At 68.6% G+C, this 15,982-nt stretch carries 12 protein-coding genes; 10 read left to right on the forward strand and 2 right to left on the reverse strand.

Translation table 11 applies throughout. The annotated features are described in order from the left end of the window. Window positions 1-213 precede the first annotated feature (213 nt). A complete protein-coding gene (locus ACM0O9_RS10855) occupies window positions 214-828 on the forward strand; it encodes a DUF938 domain-containing protein (RefSeq protein WP_005420993.1) in 615 nt (204 codons plus the stop codon). A 72-nt stretch (window positions 829-900) separates the two neighbouring features. On the opposite strand, the gene ACM0O9_RS10860 is transcribed toward ACM0O9_RS10855, so the two are convergent. Continuing rightward, complete coding sequence (locus ACM0O9_RS10860) at window positions 901-4,587, reverse strand: indolepyruvate ferredoxin oxidoreductase family protein (protein WP_065195962.1); 3,687 nt, start codon at window positions 4,585-4,587, stop codon at window positions 901-903. A gap of 172 nt (window positions 4,588-4,759) precedes the next feature. Here ACM0O9_RS10860 and ACM0O9_RS10865 point away from each other — a divergent pair, with 172 nt between their 5' ends. Further along, entirely contained in the window at window positions 4,760-5,395 is a 636-nt protein-coding gene (locus ACM0O9_RS10865) for a tetratricopeptide repeat protein (protein WP_014035497.1), read from the forward strand. A gap of 624 nt (window positions 5,396-6,019) precedes the next feature. Here the strand turns inward: ACM0O9_RS10865 and ACM0O9_RS10870 are convergent. Further along, window positions 6,020-7,504 carry an AAA family ATPase gene (locus tag ACM0O9_RS10870; protein ID WP_005420987.1) on the reverse strand — a complete coding sequence of 495 codons (1,485 nt, stop codon included), beginning with the start codon at window positions 7,502-7,504 and terminating at the stop codon, window positions 6,020-6,022. A 123-nt stretch (window positions 7,505-7,627) separates the two neighbouring features. On the opposite strand from ACM0O9_RS10870, the gene ACM0O9_RS10875 reads away from it, so the two are divergent. The 8 genes from ACM0O9_RS10875 to ACM0O9_RS10910 all read left to right on the forward strand — a co-directional run bounded on the left by ACM0O9_RS10875 (window position 7,628) and on the right by ACM0O9_RS10910 (window position 15,982). Then, window positions 7,628-8,257 carry a nucleotide-binding protein gene (locus tag ACM0O9_RS10875; protein WP_005420986.1) on the forward strand — a complete coding sequence of 210 codons (630 nt, stop codon included), beginning with the start codon at window positions 7,628-7,630 and terminating at the stop codon, window positions 8,255-8,257. Window positions 8,258-8,306: 49 nt separating this feature from the next. After that, window positions 8,307-8,783 (forward strand): SixA phosphatase family protein, encoded by a 477-nt coding sequence (locus tag ACM0O9_RS10880; RefSeq protein ID WP_005420985.1) that lies wholly within the window; start codon window positions 8,307-8,309, stop codon window positions 8,781-8,783. A gap of 4 nt (window positions 8,784-8,787) precedes the next feature. Then, window positions 8,788-9,405: a YceI family protein gene (locus ACM0O9_RS10885; protein WP_005420984.1), complete on the forward strand. Its 618-nt coding sequence runs from the start codon at window positions 8,788-8,790 to the stop codon at window positions 9,403-9,405. Beyond that, window positions 9,402-11,459, forward strand: coding sequence for a phospholipase D family protein (locus ACM0O9_RS10890; RefSeq protein WP_065185545.1), 2,058 nt, complete (start codon window positions 9,402-9,404; stop codon window positions 11,457-11,459). Before ACM0O9_RS10885 ends, ACM0O9_RS10890 begins: the two co-directional genes overlap by 4 nt. A gap of 10 nt (window positions 11,460-11,469) precedes the next feature. After that, on the forward strand, window positions 11,470-11,904 hold the full coding sequence (locus ACM0O9_RS10895) for a hotdog fold thioesterase (protein WP_065195963.1): 435 nt from the start codon (window positions 11,470-11,472) through the stop codon (window positions 11,902-11,904). A gap of 118 nt (window positions 11,905-12,022) precedes the next feature. Next, window positions 12,023-12,814 carry a lysophospholipid acyltransferase family protein gene (locus ACM0O9_RS10900; RefSeq protein WP_065195964.1) on the forward strand — a complete coding sequence of 264 codons (792 nt, stop codon included), beginning with the start codon at window positions 12,023-12,025 and terminating at the stop codon, window positions 12,812-12,814. Window positions 12,815-12,866: 52 nt separating this feature from the next. Further along, window positions 12,867-13,856, forward strand: coding sequence for a YheT family hydrolase (locus tag ACM0O9_RS10905; RefSeq protein WP_050562730.1), 990 nt, complete (start codon window positions 12,867-12,869; stop codon window positions 13,854-13,856). Between the two features lie 56 nt (window positions 13,857-13,912). Beyond that, the gene (locus ACM0O9_RS10910; RefSeq protein WP_065185547.1) at window positions 13,913-15,982 is read left to right on the forward strand and encodes a tetratricopeptide repeat protein; all 2,070 of its coding nucleotides are present in this window, start codon (window positions 13,913-13,915) and stop codon (window positions 15,980-15,982) included.

Raw genomic sequence — 15,982 nt, forward strand, 5'->3', positions numbered from 1 at the left:
CTGCGGGCTTGGCTGCGGCATGGATGCCGCGGCCAAGCCCCCAAGGACGGGTTTACGGCGTCCCCCGCAACCGGACCAACCCTGCCATCCCACGGAATGCCAGCTTTTGACGTTGCTCTGGCTCTGGCTCTGGCTCCGGCGGGTGCAGGGCTGCAAGCCCTGCAGACACCCCCTCGTGCACAATGGGGCCGACCCCGCCTGGACACCGTCCTGATGTCGAGCAAGCCGTATTCAGAAGCCTGCGAGCGCAACCGCGAACCCATCGCCACCGCACTCGACCCGTGGATGGGCGACCGCCATCGGGTGCTGGAGATCGGCAGTGGTACCGGCCAGCACGCAGCCTTCTTCGCCGAGCGCTGGCCGTGGCTGCGCTGGCAGCCCAGCGACCATCCGGACCATCTGCCCGGCATCGAAGCCTGGCGTGCGGAGGCCGCGCTGCTGAACCTGCTGCCGCCGGTGGCGCTGCAGGTGGAGCTGCCACCGGCAACGGGCCTGGACCTTCCAGAAAGCAGCACGTTCGACGCCGCATTCAGCGCCAACACGCTGCACATCATGGGCTGGGAGTACGTGCAGGTGCTGTTCGGCGCGCTGCCGCCACTGTTGCGTCACGGTGCGCTGCTGGCGATCTACGGTCCGTTCAACTATGGCGGCCGCTATACCAGTGACAGCAATGCGCAGTTCGATGCCTGGCTGAAGGCGCGCGACCCGCGCAGCGGTATCCGTGACAGCGAAGCGGTGCAGGCGCTGGCGGCCGACAACGGGTTTACCCGGTTGGGTGACGTGGCGATGCCGGCCAATAACCGGCTATTGCTGTGGCGGTTGGGGTGAACCACCGGCAGTGCCGGCCGTTGGCCGGCAACCGATTGCCAGGAAGATGCCGGCCAGCGGCCGGCACCACCTTCAGGCCACCTGCACGATATGCAGCGCCTTCGGATTGCGCCACTGCGCCAGCAGGGCCGCTTCGCGCGCCTTGGCCTGCTCGAAATGCGCTTCCTTGACATGGCCGAAGCCGCGGATGTGCTCGGGAATGCTGGCAATCTCCACCGCCAGCGACAGACGGTCATCCTCCAGCCCGTCCAGCAGCATCTGCACCGTCGCCTCGTAATCAGCAATCAGCTTGCGCTCCATGCGGCGCTCCTCGGTGCGTCCGAACACATCGAAGCGGCCGCCACGCAGGAACTTCAGCTTCGCCAACAGACCGAAGACCTTGAACATCCACGGGCCGTATTCCTTCTTCAACAGCCGTCCCTGCTCGTCCTTCTTCGCGAACAGCGGCGGTGCCAGATGGAAGCGCAGCTGGTAGTCGCCCTCGAACTGCTGCTGCAGGCGGCGCTGGAAGTCACCGCTGGTGTACAGGCGCGCCACTTCGTACTCGTCCTTGTAGGCCATCAGCTTGAACAGGTACCGCGCCACGGTCTCGGTCAGCGCAGTGGAACCGCCGATGCGGTCGGCTTCGGTGGCGCGTACGCGCGCTACCAGGTCACGGTAGCGCTTGGCGTAGGCGGCATCCTGGTACTCGACCAGGAACGCGGCGCGGCGCTCGATCATTTCATCCAGCGAGCGCGACAGGCGGGCGTCGTCCAGCGGCAGGAACGCCACTTCGCCACCGTGCGAGGGCAGGCCACGCAGTTCGCGTTCGTCGCCGGTGTTGCGCGGTGCCGCAGTGGCACCCCATTCATTGCCCTCCCACTCGCCTGGCGGCAGCGGATGCAGCGGGCCGGGGGTGGATTCGGTATCGGTATGGCGGTTGCGCACCAGGCCGGCCGCCTGCTGCACGGCCTGCGGATCGACCACGGCCAGGCGGCCCCAGGCGAAGGCCTGCTGGTTCATCGCCACGGCGGCGCCATTGAGCTCGATGGCGCGCATCAGTGAATCGAACGAGAGCGGCACCAGGCCCTGCTGCCAGGCGTAGCCGAGGATGAACAGGTTGGCGGCAATGGCGTCGCCCAGCAGCGCGGTGGCCAGCTGGGTGGCATCGAGCAGCAGCGGCTCCTGGCCGCCCAGTGCCACGCGCACGCCGGCGATGATGTCGGCGGCGGGGAACTGCATGTCCGGGCGGGTGGTGAAGGTGCCCGGCATCGCTTCGTAGGTGTTCAGCACCACCTGCGAACGGCCGGCACGCACCTTCGACAGTGCCCAGTAGTCATTGACCACCACCATGTCGCAGCCCAGCACCAGGTCGGCCTCGCCAGCGGCGATACGCACGGCATGGATGTCTTCAGGGCGACGGGCAATGCGGATATGCGTGGTCACCGCGCCGCCCTTCTGCGCCAGGCCGGTCTGGTCGAGCACGGTTGCACCCTTGCCTTCCAGGTGGCCGGCCATGCCCAGCAGCGCACCGATGGTCACCACGCCGGTACCGCCGACGCCGGTGATCAGGATGTTCCAGGGCTGTTCCAGGCTGTCGCGGAGGGTCGGCGCCGGCAGGTTGTCCAGCAGCGTGGACGCATCGCGCTTGCTGCCCTTGCGCGGCTGGCCACCGTGCACGGTGACGAAGCTGGGGCAGAAGCCGTTCACGCAGGAATAGTCCTTGTTGCAGTTGGACTGGTCGATCTCGCGCTTGCGCCCGAACTCGGTTTCCTTCGGCAGCACCGACACGCAGAAGCTCTTCTTGCCGCAGTCACCGCAGCCTTCGCAGACCAGCGAGTTGATCATCACCCGCTTCTGCGGGTCTTCCAGCTTGCCGCGCTTGCGGCGGCGACGCTTCTCGGTGGCGCAGGTCTGTTCGTAGATCAGGATCGAAACACCCTTCACTTCGCGCAGGCGCTTCTGCACTTCGTCCAGCTCGCTGCGGTCATGGAACTCGACGTCGCTGGGGAAGTGCTCGCGCTGGCCGGTCCACTTGCCGATGTTGTCCGACAGCACCACGATGGTGTGGATGCCTTCGGCACGCATCTGTCGTGCGATGTCCGGCACGCTCAGCGGACCGTCCACCGGCTGGCCGCCGGTCATCGCCACCGCATCGTTGTAGAGGATCTTGTAGGTGATGTTGACGCCGGCGGCGACCGCCTGGCGGATCGCCAGCGAGCCGCTGTGGAAGTAGGTGCCGTCGCCCAGGTTCTGGAACACGTGCGGGGTATCGGTGAACGGCGCCTGCCCGGCCCAGGTCACGCCTTCGCCGCCCATGTGGGTGAAGGTGTCGGTGCTGCGGTCCATCCAGGTCACCATGTAATGGCAACCGATGCCGGCCAGCGCACGCGAGCCTTCCGGCACGTTGGTGGAGGTGTTGTGCGGACAGCCCGAGCAGTAATGCGGCACGCGCGGGAAGCTGGCGCGCGGCAACGCAAGCTCGGCTTCCTTCTCCTGCATCCACTGCAGCCGCTGCTCGATCGATGCGTTGTTGAAGAACTTCTGGATGCGGCGGCCGATCACGCCGGCGATGGTGGCCGGGGTCAGCTCGCCGGTCGACGGCAGGATCCATTCGCCGCTCTCGTCGTACTTGCCGACGATGGACGGGCGCTGGCCCCAGCTGGCCGGCCAGTTGAAGAACTGTTCCTTCATCTGGCGCTCGATGAAGGCACGCTTCTCCTCCACCACGATGATGTCTTCCAGGCCCTGCGCGAAGCGCGCGATGCCCTGCGGCTCCAGCGGCCAGGTCATGCCGACCTTGTACACGCGGATGCCGATGTCGGCGCAGGCGGCTTCGTCCAGGCCCAGGTATTCCAGCGCCTGCAGCACGTCCAGGTAGCTCTTGCCGGTGGTGACGATGCCCAGCCGCGCGCGCGGCGCGTCCATCACCACCTTGTCGATGCCGTTGGCGCGGGCGAACGCCTGTGCGGCCTTCACCGCATAGCGGTGCAGGCGCATTTCCTGGTCCAGCGGCGGGTCCGGCCAGCGGATGTTGAGCCCGCCGGTCGGCATCTCGAAGTCTTCCGGCAGCACGATGCGGCGCGCCATCGGGTCGACCTCGACCGAGGCCGACGATTCGACTGTCTCGGCGATCGTCTTGAAGCCGACCCAGCGCCCGGTATAGCGGCTCATCGCCCAGCCCAGCAGGCCCATGTCGAGGATGTCCTGCACACCGGCCGGATTCAGTACCGGCATCATCGCGCTGACGAACTCGTCCTCGCTGCCATGCGGCAGGGTTGAACTGCGGCAGGCATGGTCATCGGCGGCCAGTGCCAGCACCCCGCCGTAGCGCGAGGTGCCGGCGGCATTGGCGTGCTTGAACACGTCGCCGCAGCGGTCCACGCCCGGGCCCTTGCCGTACCACATGCCGAACACGCCCTGCACGTTGGCGCCGGGGAACAGGTTGGTCTGCTGGGTGCCCCACACCATGGTGGCGCCCAGGTCCTCGTTCAGGCCGGGGGTGAACTTCACCTTGGCCGCGTCGAGGTGTTTGCGTGCGCGCCACAGCTCCAGGTCGAAGCCGCCCAGCGGGCTGCCGCGGTAGCCGCTGACGAAGCCGGCGCTGTCGATGCCTTCGTGTGCGTCGCGCAGCCGCTGCATCAGCGGCAGCTTCACCAGCGCCTGCACGCCACTCAGATAGATCCGCCCCTCGTTGCGGGTGTACTTGTGGTCGAGCGTGTAGTCACGGTCGATCAGGTCGGTGGAGGAGGGCGACGTGAGTTGCGCGGTACTGGTCATGGCTGGCCCGGTCAGGATCGGCTGGCACCGGCCGCGTGCAGGCACGCGGCGGGAAAGGCGCGAATTGTAGCAGCGAGGTCCGGCCGCCCCGGCACTCGCGCCGGCGGCCATGCTGGGGTTAGGATCGGGGAGAGAGAGAGAGGGGGCTGCGGTTGCGGCCTGGGGAGAAGGGATGTCAGTTGCAGGAAAGATCCTGGGCAGCATGTTGCTGGTCTCGGGAACGGCCCCGGTGTGGGCCGCGCCGGCGGTGCCGGCACCACAGGAGTTCTACTTCGACAGCGATGCGGCCGCCGTGCCCATGATCGTGGTCCAGTCCGACGGGGATGCGCTGGTGGCGCAGCTGCTCAAGCAGCGCGAGCGCGGCCGGCGGACCGTGGAGGCCACCGTGCAGCTGGCGTCGGTGGCCATTGCCCAGGGCCGTACCGAACTGGGTGAACAGCTGTATCGCGAAGCGCTGAAGGATGCCCCGGTGCAGGGCAGCCTGGGCCGTGGCGTGCGCTGGAACTACGGCTGGGACCTGCTGCGTCAGGGCCAGCCCGAAGCCGCCCTGGAGCAATGGCAGGCCGCTGCCGGTGGTTCGCTGAGCAAGCCGGGCTGGTTGCCACCGACCTATGCGCTGGCGCTGTGGCGGGCCGGGCAGAAGCAGGAGGCGGTGCAGTGGTATGCCGCCGCAGTGCGTACCGAGCCGACGCAATGGAGCGACAGCAGCCGCTATGCGCAGTTGCTGCCGTTGTGGCGCGACGACGAGCGTGCCTCGCTGGCCGAAGTGCAGCAGGCCTGGGCGGCCGCGCCGCCGGCCTGGCCCTGAGGGAGGGGGTTGCGCCGGGTTGCACCCGGCACCCGCAGAGGCAACAGCCGAAGCAACAGCAACAGCGGGCAATCCGCGGGATGGCGGGGTGGTGTGGGTTGGCAGGACACGCCGTAAACCCCGCTCCGCGGCCCGGCCCAGCCGCTGGAGGCTGGGCGTTCGGGCGCTTGCGAAGCAGTGCTTCGCAAGCAAAGCGCCCTCACCCATGGGGGCTCGATGGCGCCATCCATGGCGCCATCGGTCCTGCAGCCCCAGACCGCGTCGACCCCGACAGGTTATCGGCGGCGGTGGGTAGATCCACGCCATGCGTGGATGAATCCGCATCGGAATCAACTATTCGATATCTGATCGAAATGCAGCCGAGCGTGGGCTCGGCTCTACAGAAAGCGGCCAGCCGACCGGCTTTTGCTTTTGATCATCTTTTTTCTTCTCCGTGGCGGACGCCCCCGGAAACTGTCAGGGGGCGGGTGGGTAGGCTGCGCAGGGGCGTGAGCCGCATGGATGCGGCGACCGAGCTTACAGGGACGTACTTGCAGCGCCCCCTGCGCAGCCTACCCACCCGGCCAACCACGACTGTCGCTTTGAGCGACCAACCACGAGGGGCTGCGCCGTTCGCGGGAAACCTCAATCGTCCGCGGAAACCGTCCGCCCCGACGCCCACGCGCGCAAGGCCTCGACCTGCTCGGCCATCAGCACCGACAGCGGCCTCGTCGCGCGGATCTCGTTCATCAGCAGCTCGGTGTCCAGCGGCCGGCCTTCGGCGTGCGCTGCGTACAGTCCGGCCACGATCGCCTGCTCGATCTCCGCGCCGGAGAAACCATTCGCCGCGGCCGCCAACGCCGGCAGTGCAAAGTCGTCCCCATTGAGCTGGCGTCGCCCCAGATGCAGCCGCAGCAGTTCCACGCGCACTTCGGGGGTGGGCAGGTCGACGAAGAAGATCTCGTCGAAACGGCCCTTGCGCAGCAGCTCGGCCGGCAGTTCGTGCACCTGGTTGGCGGTGGCGACGATGAAGACCGGCGCCTTGCGTTCGGCCATCCAGGTCAGCAGGTAGCCGAGCACGCGGCGCGATACGCCACCGTCCTCGCCACCACTGGCCAGGCCCTTCTCGATCTCGTCCATCCACAACACGCAGGGCGCCAGCTGCTCGGCCGAGGCCAGCGCCTGGCGCAGGTTGGCCTCGGTCTCGCCGTGGTACTTGTTGTACAGCGCACCCACGTCCAGGCGCAGCAGCGGTACACCGAAGCCGGCGGCGGTGGCCTTGGCCAGCATCGATTTGCCGCAGCCCTGCACGCCCAGCAGCAACATGCCGCGCGGCGGGTCCAGGCCGGCCGGTGCCGAGCCGGCGATGAAGGCCACCCGGCGCTGGCTGATCCAGCGCTTGAGCCGGTTGGCGCCGGCCACGTCGCCGAAGCGTGCGCTGTCGTGCTCGAAGAACAGGTGGCCGCTGCGGTTGAGCAGCTCGAACTTAAGCCGTGCCAGCTGCGGCAGGTCGTCGTCGCGCAGCGCGCCATCGGCGTAGATCAGCTGGCGGGCAATGCGGCGGGCATCGACCAGGCTCAGGCCCTGCAGGTTCTTCAGGATCTTCTTCACCGCCTCGCTGTCGACCTCGACGCGGCGGCCGCCGTGTTCGCGCGCATAGGCGTCGGCCTCCTCGCGCAGCATCTTCAGCAGGGCGTTGGCATCGGGCAGGCGCGGGTTGAAGCGCACCGCCAGTGCTTCCAGCTCGGCCGGCAGCTCGACCTTGGCGCCGATCAGCACCAGCACGTGCGGTTCGCTGTGGCGGCGCTGGATCAGGTCGCGCAGTGCGCGCTGGTGGCTGGCATAGCCCAGGTAGGGGTGGAAATCGAGCAGCAGGTAGACACCGCGCTGATCAGCCTGGCGGATCATCTGCAGCGCGGCGCTGGCATCGGGCGGGCCGACCGGCGGATCCTCGCGGTCCAGGTCGATGCGGCGCAGGCCCTCGGTGATGGACCAGCGGTGCAGGGCCCGCCACACGTGCATAAGCGTCTGCCGGAACAGTTCAACGATGCGCCCCTCATCCTGGGTCTCGATCACGATCAGGGGGGTATTGGCGCGGATCAGTGCGCTCAGGTCCTGCAGTTCGCTCATGCCGGTTCGATCCTTCGGGGGCGCCACGATAGCAAAGGCGATGGCCACGGGTTCAGCACGGCGCTACCTCCCGTCACCACCGCCGGTGTACGCTCGGGGCACGTACCCGGAAGCGAGGCTGGCATGAAGACGATCCTGGTGGCCGGTTCCAAGGGCGGGGTGGGCAAGACCACCGTCGCCACCCACCTGGCCGCGTACGCGGCATTGCAGGGCAAGGCCACGGTGATCGCCGATGCCGACCCGCAGGGCTCCAGCACCCGCTGGGCACAACGGCGTGCCGGGCTGGAAAGCGCGGTGCTCCCCATCGATGTGTATCGGAAGAAGCAGTGGGCGCAGAAGCTGCCCGACGGTACCGATACCGTCATCATTGATGCACCCGCCGGTGCGCTGGCCGACGATATCCCCCATTTCCTGGACGCGGCCGACGCCGTGGTGGTGCCGGTGCTGCCCTCGGCGCTGGATATCGAAGCCATCGTCGGCTTCCTCAACAGCCTGGCCCAGAACCCGCGCGTGCACAGCCGCAAGCTGCCGGTAGGGCTGGTCCTCAACCGCACCAAACCCTGGACCCAGACCTCGCAGCAGGCATTGCAGATGCTGGCCGAATGGCCGTACCCGGTGGTCGCGCAGCTGCGTGACAGCCAGAGCTACGTGGTCATGACCGGCCTGGGCCGCAGCCTGTTCGACTATCGCTCCGCCCAGGTGCGCGAACACCAGGCGGACTGGGAACCGCTGCTGTCCTGGCTCAAGCTTTGATGCCTGCCTCACTTCTCCTGCTGCATCCTCTTCTCCATGGAAACCCGCGATGCGTGAACTGATCCTGCTGCGCCATGCCCATGCCGAACCCGCCGTTTCCGGCCAGGCCGACCTCGACCGGCCGCTGTCGCCGGTGGGGCTGGCCGAAGCTGAAGCCGCCGGCAAGTGGTTGAAGGAAAACAACCTGCTGCCGGACTGCGTGCTGTGCTCGCCGTCGCGACGTACCCGTGAGACCCTGGAAGCGGTGATGACGGCCATCGGCTATGTCGAGAAGCGCCTGGAAGACCGGATCTACGAAGCCACCCCGGGCACCCTGGCGGCGCTGGTGGACGAACGTCGCGACCTGGACCGGGTGCTGATCGTGGGCCACAACCCGGGCCTGGAGCAGCTGGTGGCCCTGATGACCGACGGCACCAGCAGCGACTACCGGGGCATGCCGCCGGGCGGCGTGGCCGTCCTCGGCTTCCCGCGCGAGGTCTCGATCGAGCCGGGCGTGGCCAGCCTGAACGCGTTCTGGTGGCCGTGATCCGATGAGCCAGGCGCGGCGCAGCCGCTTCCTGCTGCCCGCGTTGCTGGCGCTTGGCCCGGCCTGGGCCGCTGTGCCCCCACCAACCCCGTTGCCGCCGGTGTCCGCCGAAGCGCCGCGGGTACTGCGCCTGGATACCCAGCGCTCGCGGATCGGTTTCGAGGTGCGGACCCGTTTCGGCCAGCGCATCGAAGGCGTATTCCCGCACTTCGAGGGGCGCATCGAGATCCTGTCCGACGGGCGCCACCAGGTGCACCTGAAGATGTTCACCCGTTCGGTGGAGATCCCTGGCAAGGCGCGCTACACCGGCTGGATGCGCGGCGAAGAGTTCTTCGATGCAGGGCGCCATCCGGTGGTCGAGTTCGACTCGCTGCCATACTGGCCGGAGACGGTGGAACAGGGGGGCGACATCAACGGCCGGCTGACCCTGCGCGGCGTCAGCCATCCCGAGTCGCTGCGGGTCGAGAAGGCGGAGTGCGCCCGACCCGGCTATGATTGCGATGTCGTCAGCCGCGGTACCGTGCAGCGAGGCCGGTATGGAATGGACAGCTGGCAGCTAGCCCTGAGTGACCGAGTGACCTTCGTATTGCGTGCGCGCCTGAGCGAGGCGCCGAAACCGTGAACCTCCTGCTGCGTTTACTGGCGCTGGCAACGGTGTTGCTGGGCAGCGGTTGTGCATCGCTTTCGCATGCCGAGCGCGACCGCGCCGAAGCGATCGCCGTGCAGGCGCGCTCGACCGTGGTCGGCTGCCAGCGCGCCGACCGCTGCGCGCAGGACTCACCGCTGCGTGCGCTGGCCGGCCGGGCGTTCACCGAATCCACCCCGGAACAGCCGCGCCACTACGCCACCCTGCTCGACGAGGGCGAAGGTGCGCTGGTGGCGCGCCTGAACCTGCTGCGCAGCGCCACCCGCAGCATCGACCTGCAGACCTACATCTTCGACAAGGACGACAGCGCCCGGCTGGTCATCGACGAGCTGCTGGCTGCATCGCGGCGCGGGGTGAAGGTGCGCGTGCTGATCGATCAGCTCTCGGCGATCTCCGACCTGCAGATCCTCGGCGCGCTGTCCGGCGCGCACCAGAACTTCCAGCTGCGGGTCTACAACCCGACCTTCGGCAAGGCCCGGCTGAACTACTTCGACTATGCCGGCAGCGTGCTGTGCTGCTTCCGCCGCTTCAACCAGCGCATGCACAACAAGCTGCTGGTGATCGACGATGCGATCGGCGTGGTCGGTGGCCGCAACTACCAGGACGACTATTACGACTGGGACCGCGAGTACAACTTCCGCGACCGCGACGTGCTGATCGCCGGCCCGGAGGCGCGGGCGATGGCCGCCAACTTCGATGCCTTCTGGCATGCCAGGCGCAGCGTGCCGGCCGAGCGCCTTAACGATGTCGGCCGCACCCTGCTGCGCGAGGGCGTGCCGACCCTGCCGCCGGCCAGCTTCCGCCGCCCCGAGCGGGTGCAGCGGGTCAGTGCCGAAGCCAATGACATGGACTTCGTCAGCCGTTCCTTCGTCGATACCGCCTTGCCGGTGGCCTCGGTGCGCTATGTCGCCGACCTGCCGCGCAAGCACCGGCGCGAGAAGGCCGATGCGCCACTGGCGGGCCAGCACGTGACCGAGCCGCAGCTGGATGCGCTGATCGCCGGCGCGCAGGAGGAGGTGATCCTGCAGACGCCGTACCTGGTGTTGTCCAAGCCGGCGCAGAAGCTGTTCCGCGAGCTGCGCAAGCGCCCGCAGCCGCCGCGGGTGGTGGTGTCCAGCAACAGCCTGGCGGCCACCGACAACCCGATCGTGTATGCGCTGTCGTACAAGTACAAGCGGCGCAACATGCGCGAACTGGGCTTCAACATCTTCGAATACAAGCCGTTCCCGCTGGATGCACCGGTCGACTACCGCAACCTGTTGCCTGATCCGATGGCCGCGCCCGGAGGTGACGACGACGGCGGGCGCAATCCGCTGATTGGCGGCAGCGCCGCGGGCAGCAATGCCGGCGACAGCCGCGATCGCGATGAGCATCCGGCACCCACCGGCAAGCAGGGGCCGGTGAACCACCCGCGCACCGGCAGTGCCTACCAGAACGCGCGCGAGCGCCGCCGCGCGGCCGGCAGCGAGGTCGAGACCCGCCTGCTGCGCACCGAGACCCGGCCCTCCTTCCTGGGCAGCAAGGCGGTCAACAAGCCGTTGCCGGTCACCCGCAAGGGCGCGCGCATGGGCCTGCATGCCAAGTCGCTGGTGGTCGACCGCCGCATCGGCGTGGTCGGCACCCACAACTTCGATCCGCGCAGCGAGAACTACAACACCGAAGGTGCGGTGATCATCGACGACCCGGCCTTCGCCGAGCAGCTGGCCGAGAGCATCCTGCGCGATACCCACCCGCAGAACTCGTGGACGGTGGCGCCGCGGGCCAAGCCGCCGGTGCTGTCCGGGCTCAACTACAGCGTCGGCAAGGCCTCCGAGGCACTGCCGATCCTCGACTTCTGGCCGTGGCGCTATGCCACCGACTACGAGTTCAAGCCCGGCCCGGACTGCCCGCAGCCGCTGCCCCGGCAGGACCCGGACTTCCACCGCTGCTATGTCGCCGTGGGCGATTTCCCCGAGGTCAATGTCGGCCCGAAATGGCTGCTGGTCCGAATGCTGACCGCATTCGGCGCCGGCCTCGTTCCCATCCTCTGAAGGTGCCCGCATGACCCTGGTGTTCCGCGAAGCCGTTTCCCTCGAGCAGCTCAACACGCTCAGCCGCAACACCGTGATCGAGTCGCTGGGCATCGTCTTCAGCGCGGCCGGCGACGATTGGCTGCAGGCCACCATGCCGGTGGACGAGCGCACCCGCCAGCCCTACGGCATCCTGCATGGCGGCGCGTCGGTGGTGCTGGCCGAGACCCTGGGCAGCAGCGCCGGCAACCTGTGCGTGGATACGGCCAAACAGATCTGCGTAGGGCTGGAGATCAACGCCAACCATGTACGCGCCGTGCGCTCGGGCACCGTGACCGGCACCGCTCGTGCACTGCACGTCGGCCGCAGCACCCAGCTGTGGGAGATCCGCATCGAGGACGAGCAGGGCCGCCTGGTGTGCATCTCGCGGCTGACCCTGGCGGTGGTGGCGGCCGGCCACGGCTGAGTCCCGGACGGCCGGTGACGGCAGCGGAACCCAGCGTTCCCCGCCGATTGCCCCGGTCGATGGGTGTTATGGCCTAAATCGGCTGGCAGCGATGACGGCCCTCCGGTATCGTGCGCGGATGACTTCCCCCACTCCGGCCCCCCGCGGCGGCGTGGCGCGTGTGTGCCGTTACCTGTACCGCGTACCGCTGCTGTTGGTCCACATCATCGTGTTCCTGCCGCTCATCCTGATCGGCATGCTTCGGCCGTGGGGCGAACTGCGCGTGGGCGAGACGACCCTGGGGGCCAAAGTGGTCAACTGGTGGCAGGGCGGGCTGATGTGGATCTTCGGCTTCCGCCTGGTGCAGATCGGCACGCCGCTGCCCGGCGCCGTGCTGTTCGTCGCCAACCACGTCAGCTGGGTCGACATCTGCATCCTGCACAGCCAGCGCATGATGGGCTTCGTCGCCAAGCGCGAGATCGCCAGCTGGCCGCTGGTCGGCTGGCTGGCCGCGCGTGGCCAGACCATCTTCCACCAGCGCGGCAACACCGAATCGCTCGGTGGCGTGATGCAGGTGATGGCTGACCGCCTGCGCGAAGGCAAGGCGGTGGGCGTGTTCCCGGAAGGGCGCACCCGCGGCGGCCACGAAGTAGGCCCGTTCCATGCCCGCATCTTCCAGGCTGCGGTTGAAACCGGCGTGCCGGTGCAGCCGGTGGCACTGGTGTACGGGCTCAAGGGCGATGCGCAGACCATTGTCGCGTTCGGCCCCGGCGAGAGTTTCTTCGCCAATTTCCTGCGCCTGCTCGGTGAGCCGGCGCGGCGTGCAGAAGTGCACTTCCTGACACCGATCGGTGCGCAGGACCTGGAAGGCCGTCGGCGCATCGCGGAGACGTCGCGCGCGCGCATCGTGGCGGCCATGAGCACCGAGTGAGGGTGCGGTGGCCCTGATCCCGCCACCCGTCCTGGACGCCGGCACGCCGACGCTGCACGCGGCTGACTACCAGCCCCCGCGCTGGCTGCGCAATCCGCACCTGCAGTCGATGCTCAGCTCCAGCCGCATGCGCCTGCAGCGCGGCCTGCTGCTGCTGGCCGCGACCGGTGCGATCAGCGAAGAACTGATCCTCGACGGCGGTGATGGCGTGCGCCTGCAAGGCTGGCACAGCCACATCGAAGGCCGCGAACCCAAAGGCATGGCCCTGCTGCTGCACGGCTGGGAAGGCAGCGCCGAATCCAGCTACATGCGCATGGCGGCCGCGCGCATGCTCGAACAGGGCTTCGACGTGGTGCGGCTGAATTTCCGCGACCACGGCAATACCCATCATCTCAACCCTGGCATCTTCCACTCCAACCTGATCGACGAAGTGGTGCATGCCGCGGGCGATATCGCCCAGCGCTGGCCGCAGTTGCCGCTGGTGGCCGCCGGTTACTCGCTGGGCGGCAACTTCGTGCTGCGCCTGGCCCTGCGCGCGCCAGCGGCCGGCGTGCCGCTGCTGCGCGTGGCCTCGGTATGCCCGGTGTTGGACCCGGCGCTGACCATGGAGAGCATCGAGAACGGCCCGGCGATGTACGACTGGTACTTCCGCCGCAAGTGGGCCGGTTCGCTGCGGCGCAAGCGCGACCTGTTCCCCGAACTGAGCGACTGCGACGACCGCGTACTGAAACTGGACATCCGCGCGCTGACCGCCTGGCTGGTCGAGCGCCACACCAGTTTCGGTTCGTTGCAGGCCTATTTCGATGGCTACTCGATTGCCGGTGATCGCCTGTCCACGTTGCAGGTGCCGGCCGACATCCTGATGGCGCAGGACGACCCGGTGATCCCCTACGCGACCTTCAGCGACTGGCAGCTGCCGCACCAGGCGCATCTGGAAACCGCCAGCTGGGGCGGACACTGTGGCTTCCTGGAAAACTGGCGCGGTGACGGCTTCTCCGAGCGCTGGGTGGCGCAGCGCCTGCAGCGCGTGCTGCAAGGCTGAACCGGCACGGGCGCGCAGGCCGCTACAATGCGGGTTTGCCCTTGAACCGGACCGCCATGCAAGACCAGATCATCCAAGCGTTGCGCCAGAACGAGGCCGACCGGGCCGTGCAGCTGGCCCAGGCGTGGACCCGTGATGAACCCGGCCAGGCCGAGGCCCACCGCTGGCTGGCGCTTGCGCTGCAGCAGCAGGGCAAGGCCGAGGACGCGATGGAGGCCCTGCAGCAGGCGCTGCAGCTGGCCCCGGACAACGCCCAGCTGCACCTGCAGCACGCCGGCCTGCTGCTGGCCCTGCGCCAGTTCGACGGCGCAGGCGAAGCACTGACGCGCACCACCGGGCTGGACCCGAACGCATTCGCCGCGTACCTGATGCAGGCCCACCTGGCGATCGGTCGCAACGATTTCGATGAAGCGCAGCGCCTGTCCACGCTGGCCTCGCGTGTCGAACCGGACCACCCGGAGCTGCTGACCATCGATGGCATGATCGCGCTGCGCCGCGATGATGCCGATCGCGCGCTGACGCTGCTGTCGGCCGCCAACCAGGCCCTGCCCAACGACATCCGCGTGCTTTACGCACTGGGCTTCGCCTACCTGGGCAAGAACATGCTGGCCTTCGCCGAGCAGGCGTTCCGGCGCGTGCTGGAACTGAACCCGACCATCGCCTCATTGCATGGCCTGGTGGTGCAGCTGGCCATGCGCCAGGGCAACCTGGAAGCTGCGGCAGAGGCGATGCAGATCGCGCTGCAGCAGGAAGGCCTGGATACGCCTTCGATGCGCCGCCTGGCCGGCGAACTGGCACTGCGCAGCGGCCAGCCGCTGCAGGCGCTGGAGCACCTGCTGCCGTTGCTGGAATCGCTGCCTGATGACCGCGACGTGCTGCAGCTGCTGCTGATGTCCTGGCAGCGCCTGGGCCGCGAAGACGAGGCCCGCGCCCGCCTGGATGCAGCCCTGGAGCAGCACCCGCAGCTGCACGACCTGTGGCTGGCACGCCTGGCGGTGGAGGAGGTCGGCAGTGCCACCGCCGCCGCCACGGTCGAGCGCTGGATGGACGCGATGCCGGGCCACCTGCCGGCGCTGGAAGCGCGCCTGCGGCTGCACGACATGGTGGGCGAACACGCCCAGGCCGAAGCGATCGCCGAGCGCATCGTCAGCCTCGAACCGGGCCGCGTCAGCGGCGAAACCCGCCTGGTCGAAGGCCTGCTGCAGCGCGATCCGGCCGCTGCGGTCGCCCGCGTGCAGGCGCTGATCGGCATGGCGCCGGAAGGCCACCGTGCCGACCTGCGCACCTGGCTGGGCGAGATCCAGGATCGCGCCGGGCAGCACGAAGACGCGCTGCAGACCTGGCTGGCCCTGCAGGCCGACCAGGCCCCGCAGCGCCTGCCGCTGCCGCCGCAGGCCAAGGCACCGCCGAGCTGGCCGGACAAGGGCGAGATCGACGGTGATGCCACTTCCGCGCCGATCTTCCTGTGGGGTGCGCCGGGGTCGGGCGTGGAGCGCGTGGCGACCGGCCTGGCTGCGGCCAGCCCGGTGCTGCGCAGCGACCGCTATACCTCCAACGCACCCGACGACGCGTTCCAGAACTACCACACGCTGCAGGACCTCGCTTCGGGCGTGCTGACGCCGGAGCGGCTGGTGCAGCGCTGGCGCGAACAGCTGCCGTCGCGCGGCGTGCAGGACGACGCGATCATCGACTGGCTGCTGTGGTGGGACAACGCGCTGCTGTGGGCGCTGCGCCCGCAGTTGCCGCAGGGCCGCCTGCTGGTGGTGCTGCGCGACCCGCGCGACATGCTGCTGGACTGGGTGGCCTATGGTGCCGCCGCGCCGCTGGCGATGACCTCGCTGGCCGAAGCCAGCGAATGGCTGGCGCGCGCGCTGGCCCAGGTCGCCGCTTTGCACGAGGACGATCTGTACCCGCAGGTGCTGCTGCGCATCGACCAGATCGGCAACGATCCGCAGGCGATGGCCGAACTGCTGGGCCGACTGTTTGAGCGGCCGATGCCGCCGGCCGCGCAGCTGGGCGCGCCGCGCTTCCCGCCGGGCCACTGGCGCAACTACCGCGACGTGATGAGCGCCGCCTTCGCCAAGCTCACCCCGATCGCGGTGCGCCTGGGTTACCCGGAAGAGTGA

It is taken from the genome of Stenotrophomonas sp. FR012, assembly GCF_047520565.2.
GTDB lineage: Bacteria > Pseudomonadota > Gammaproteobacteria > Xanthomonadales > Xanthomonadaceae > Stenotrophomonas > Stenotrophomonas sepilia.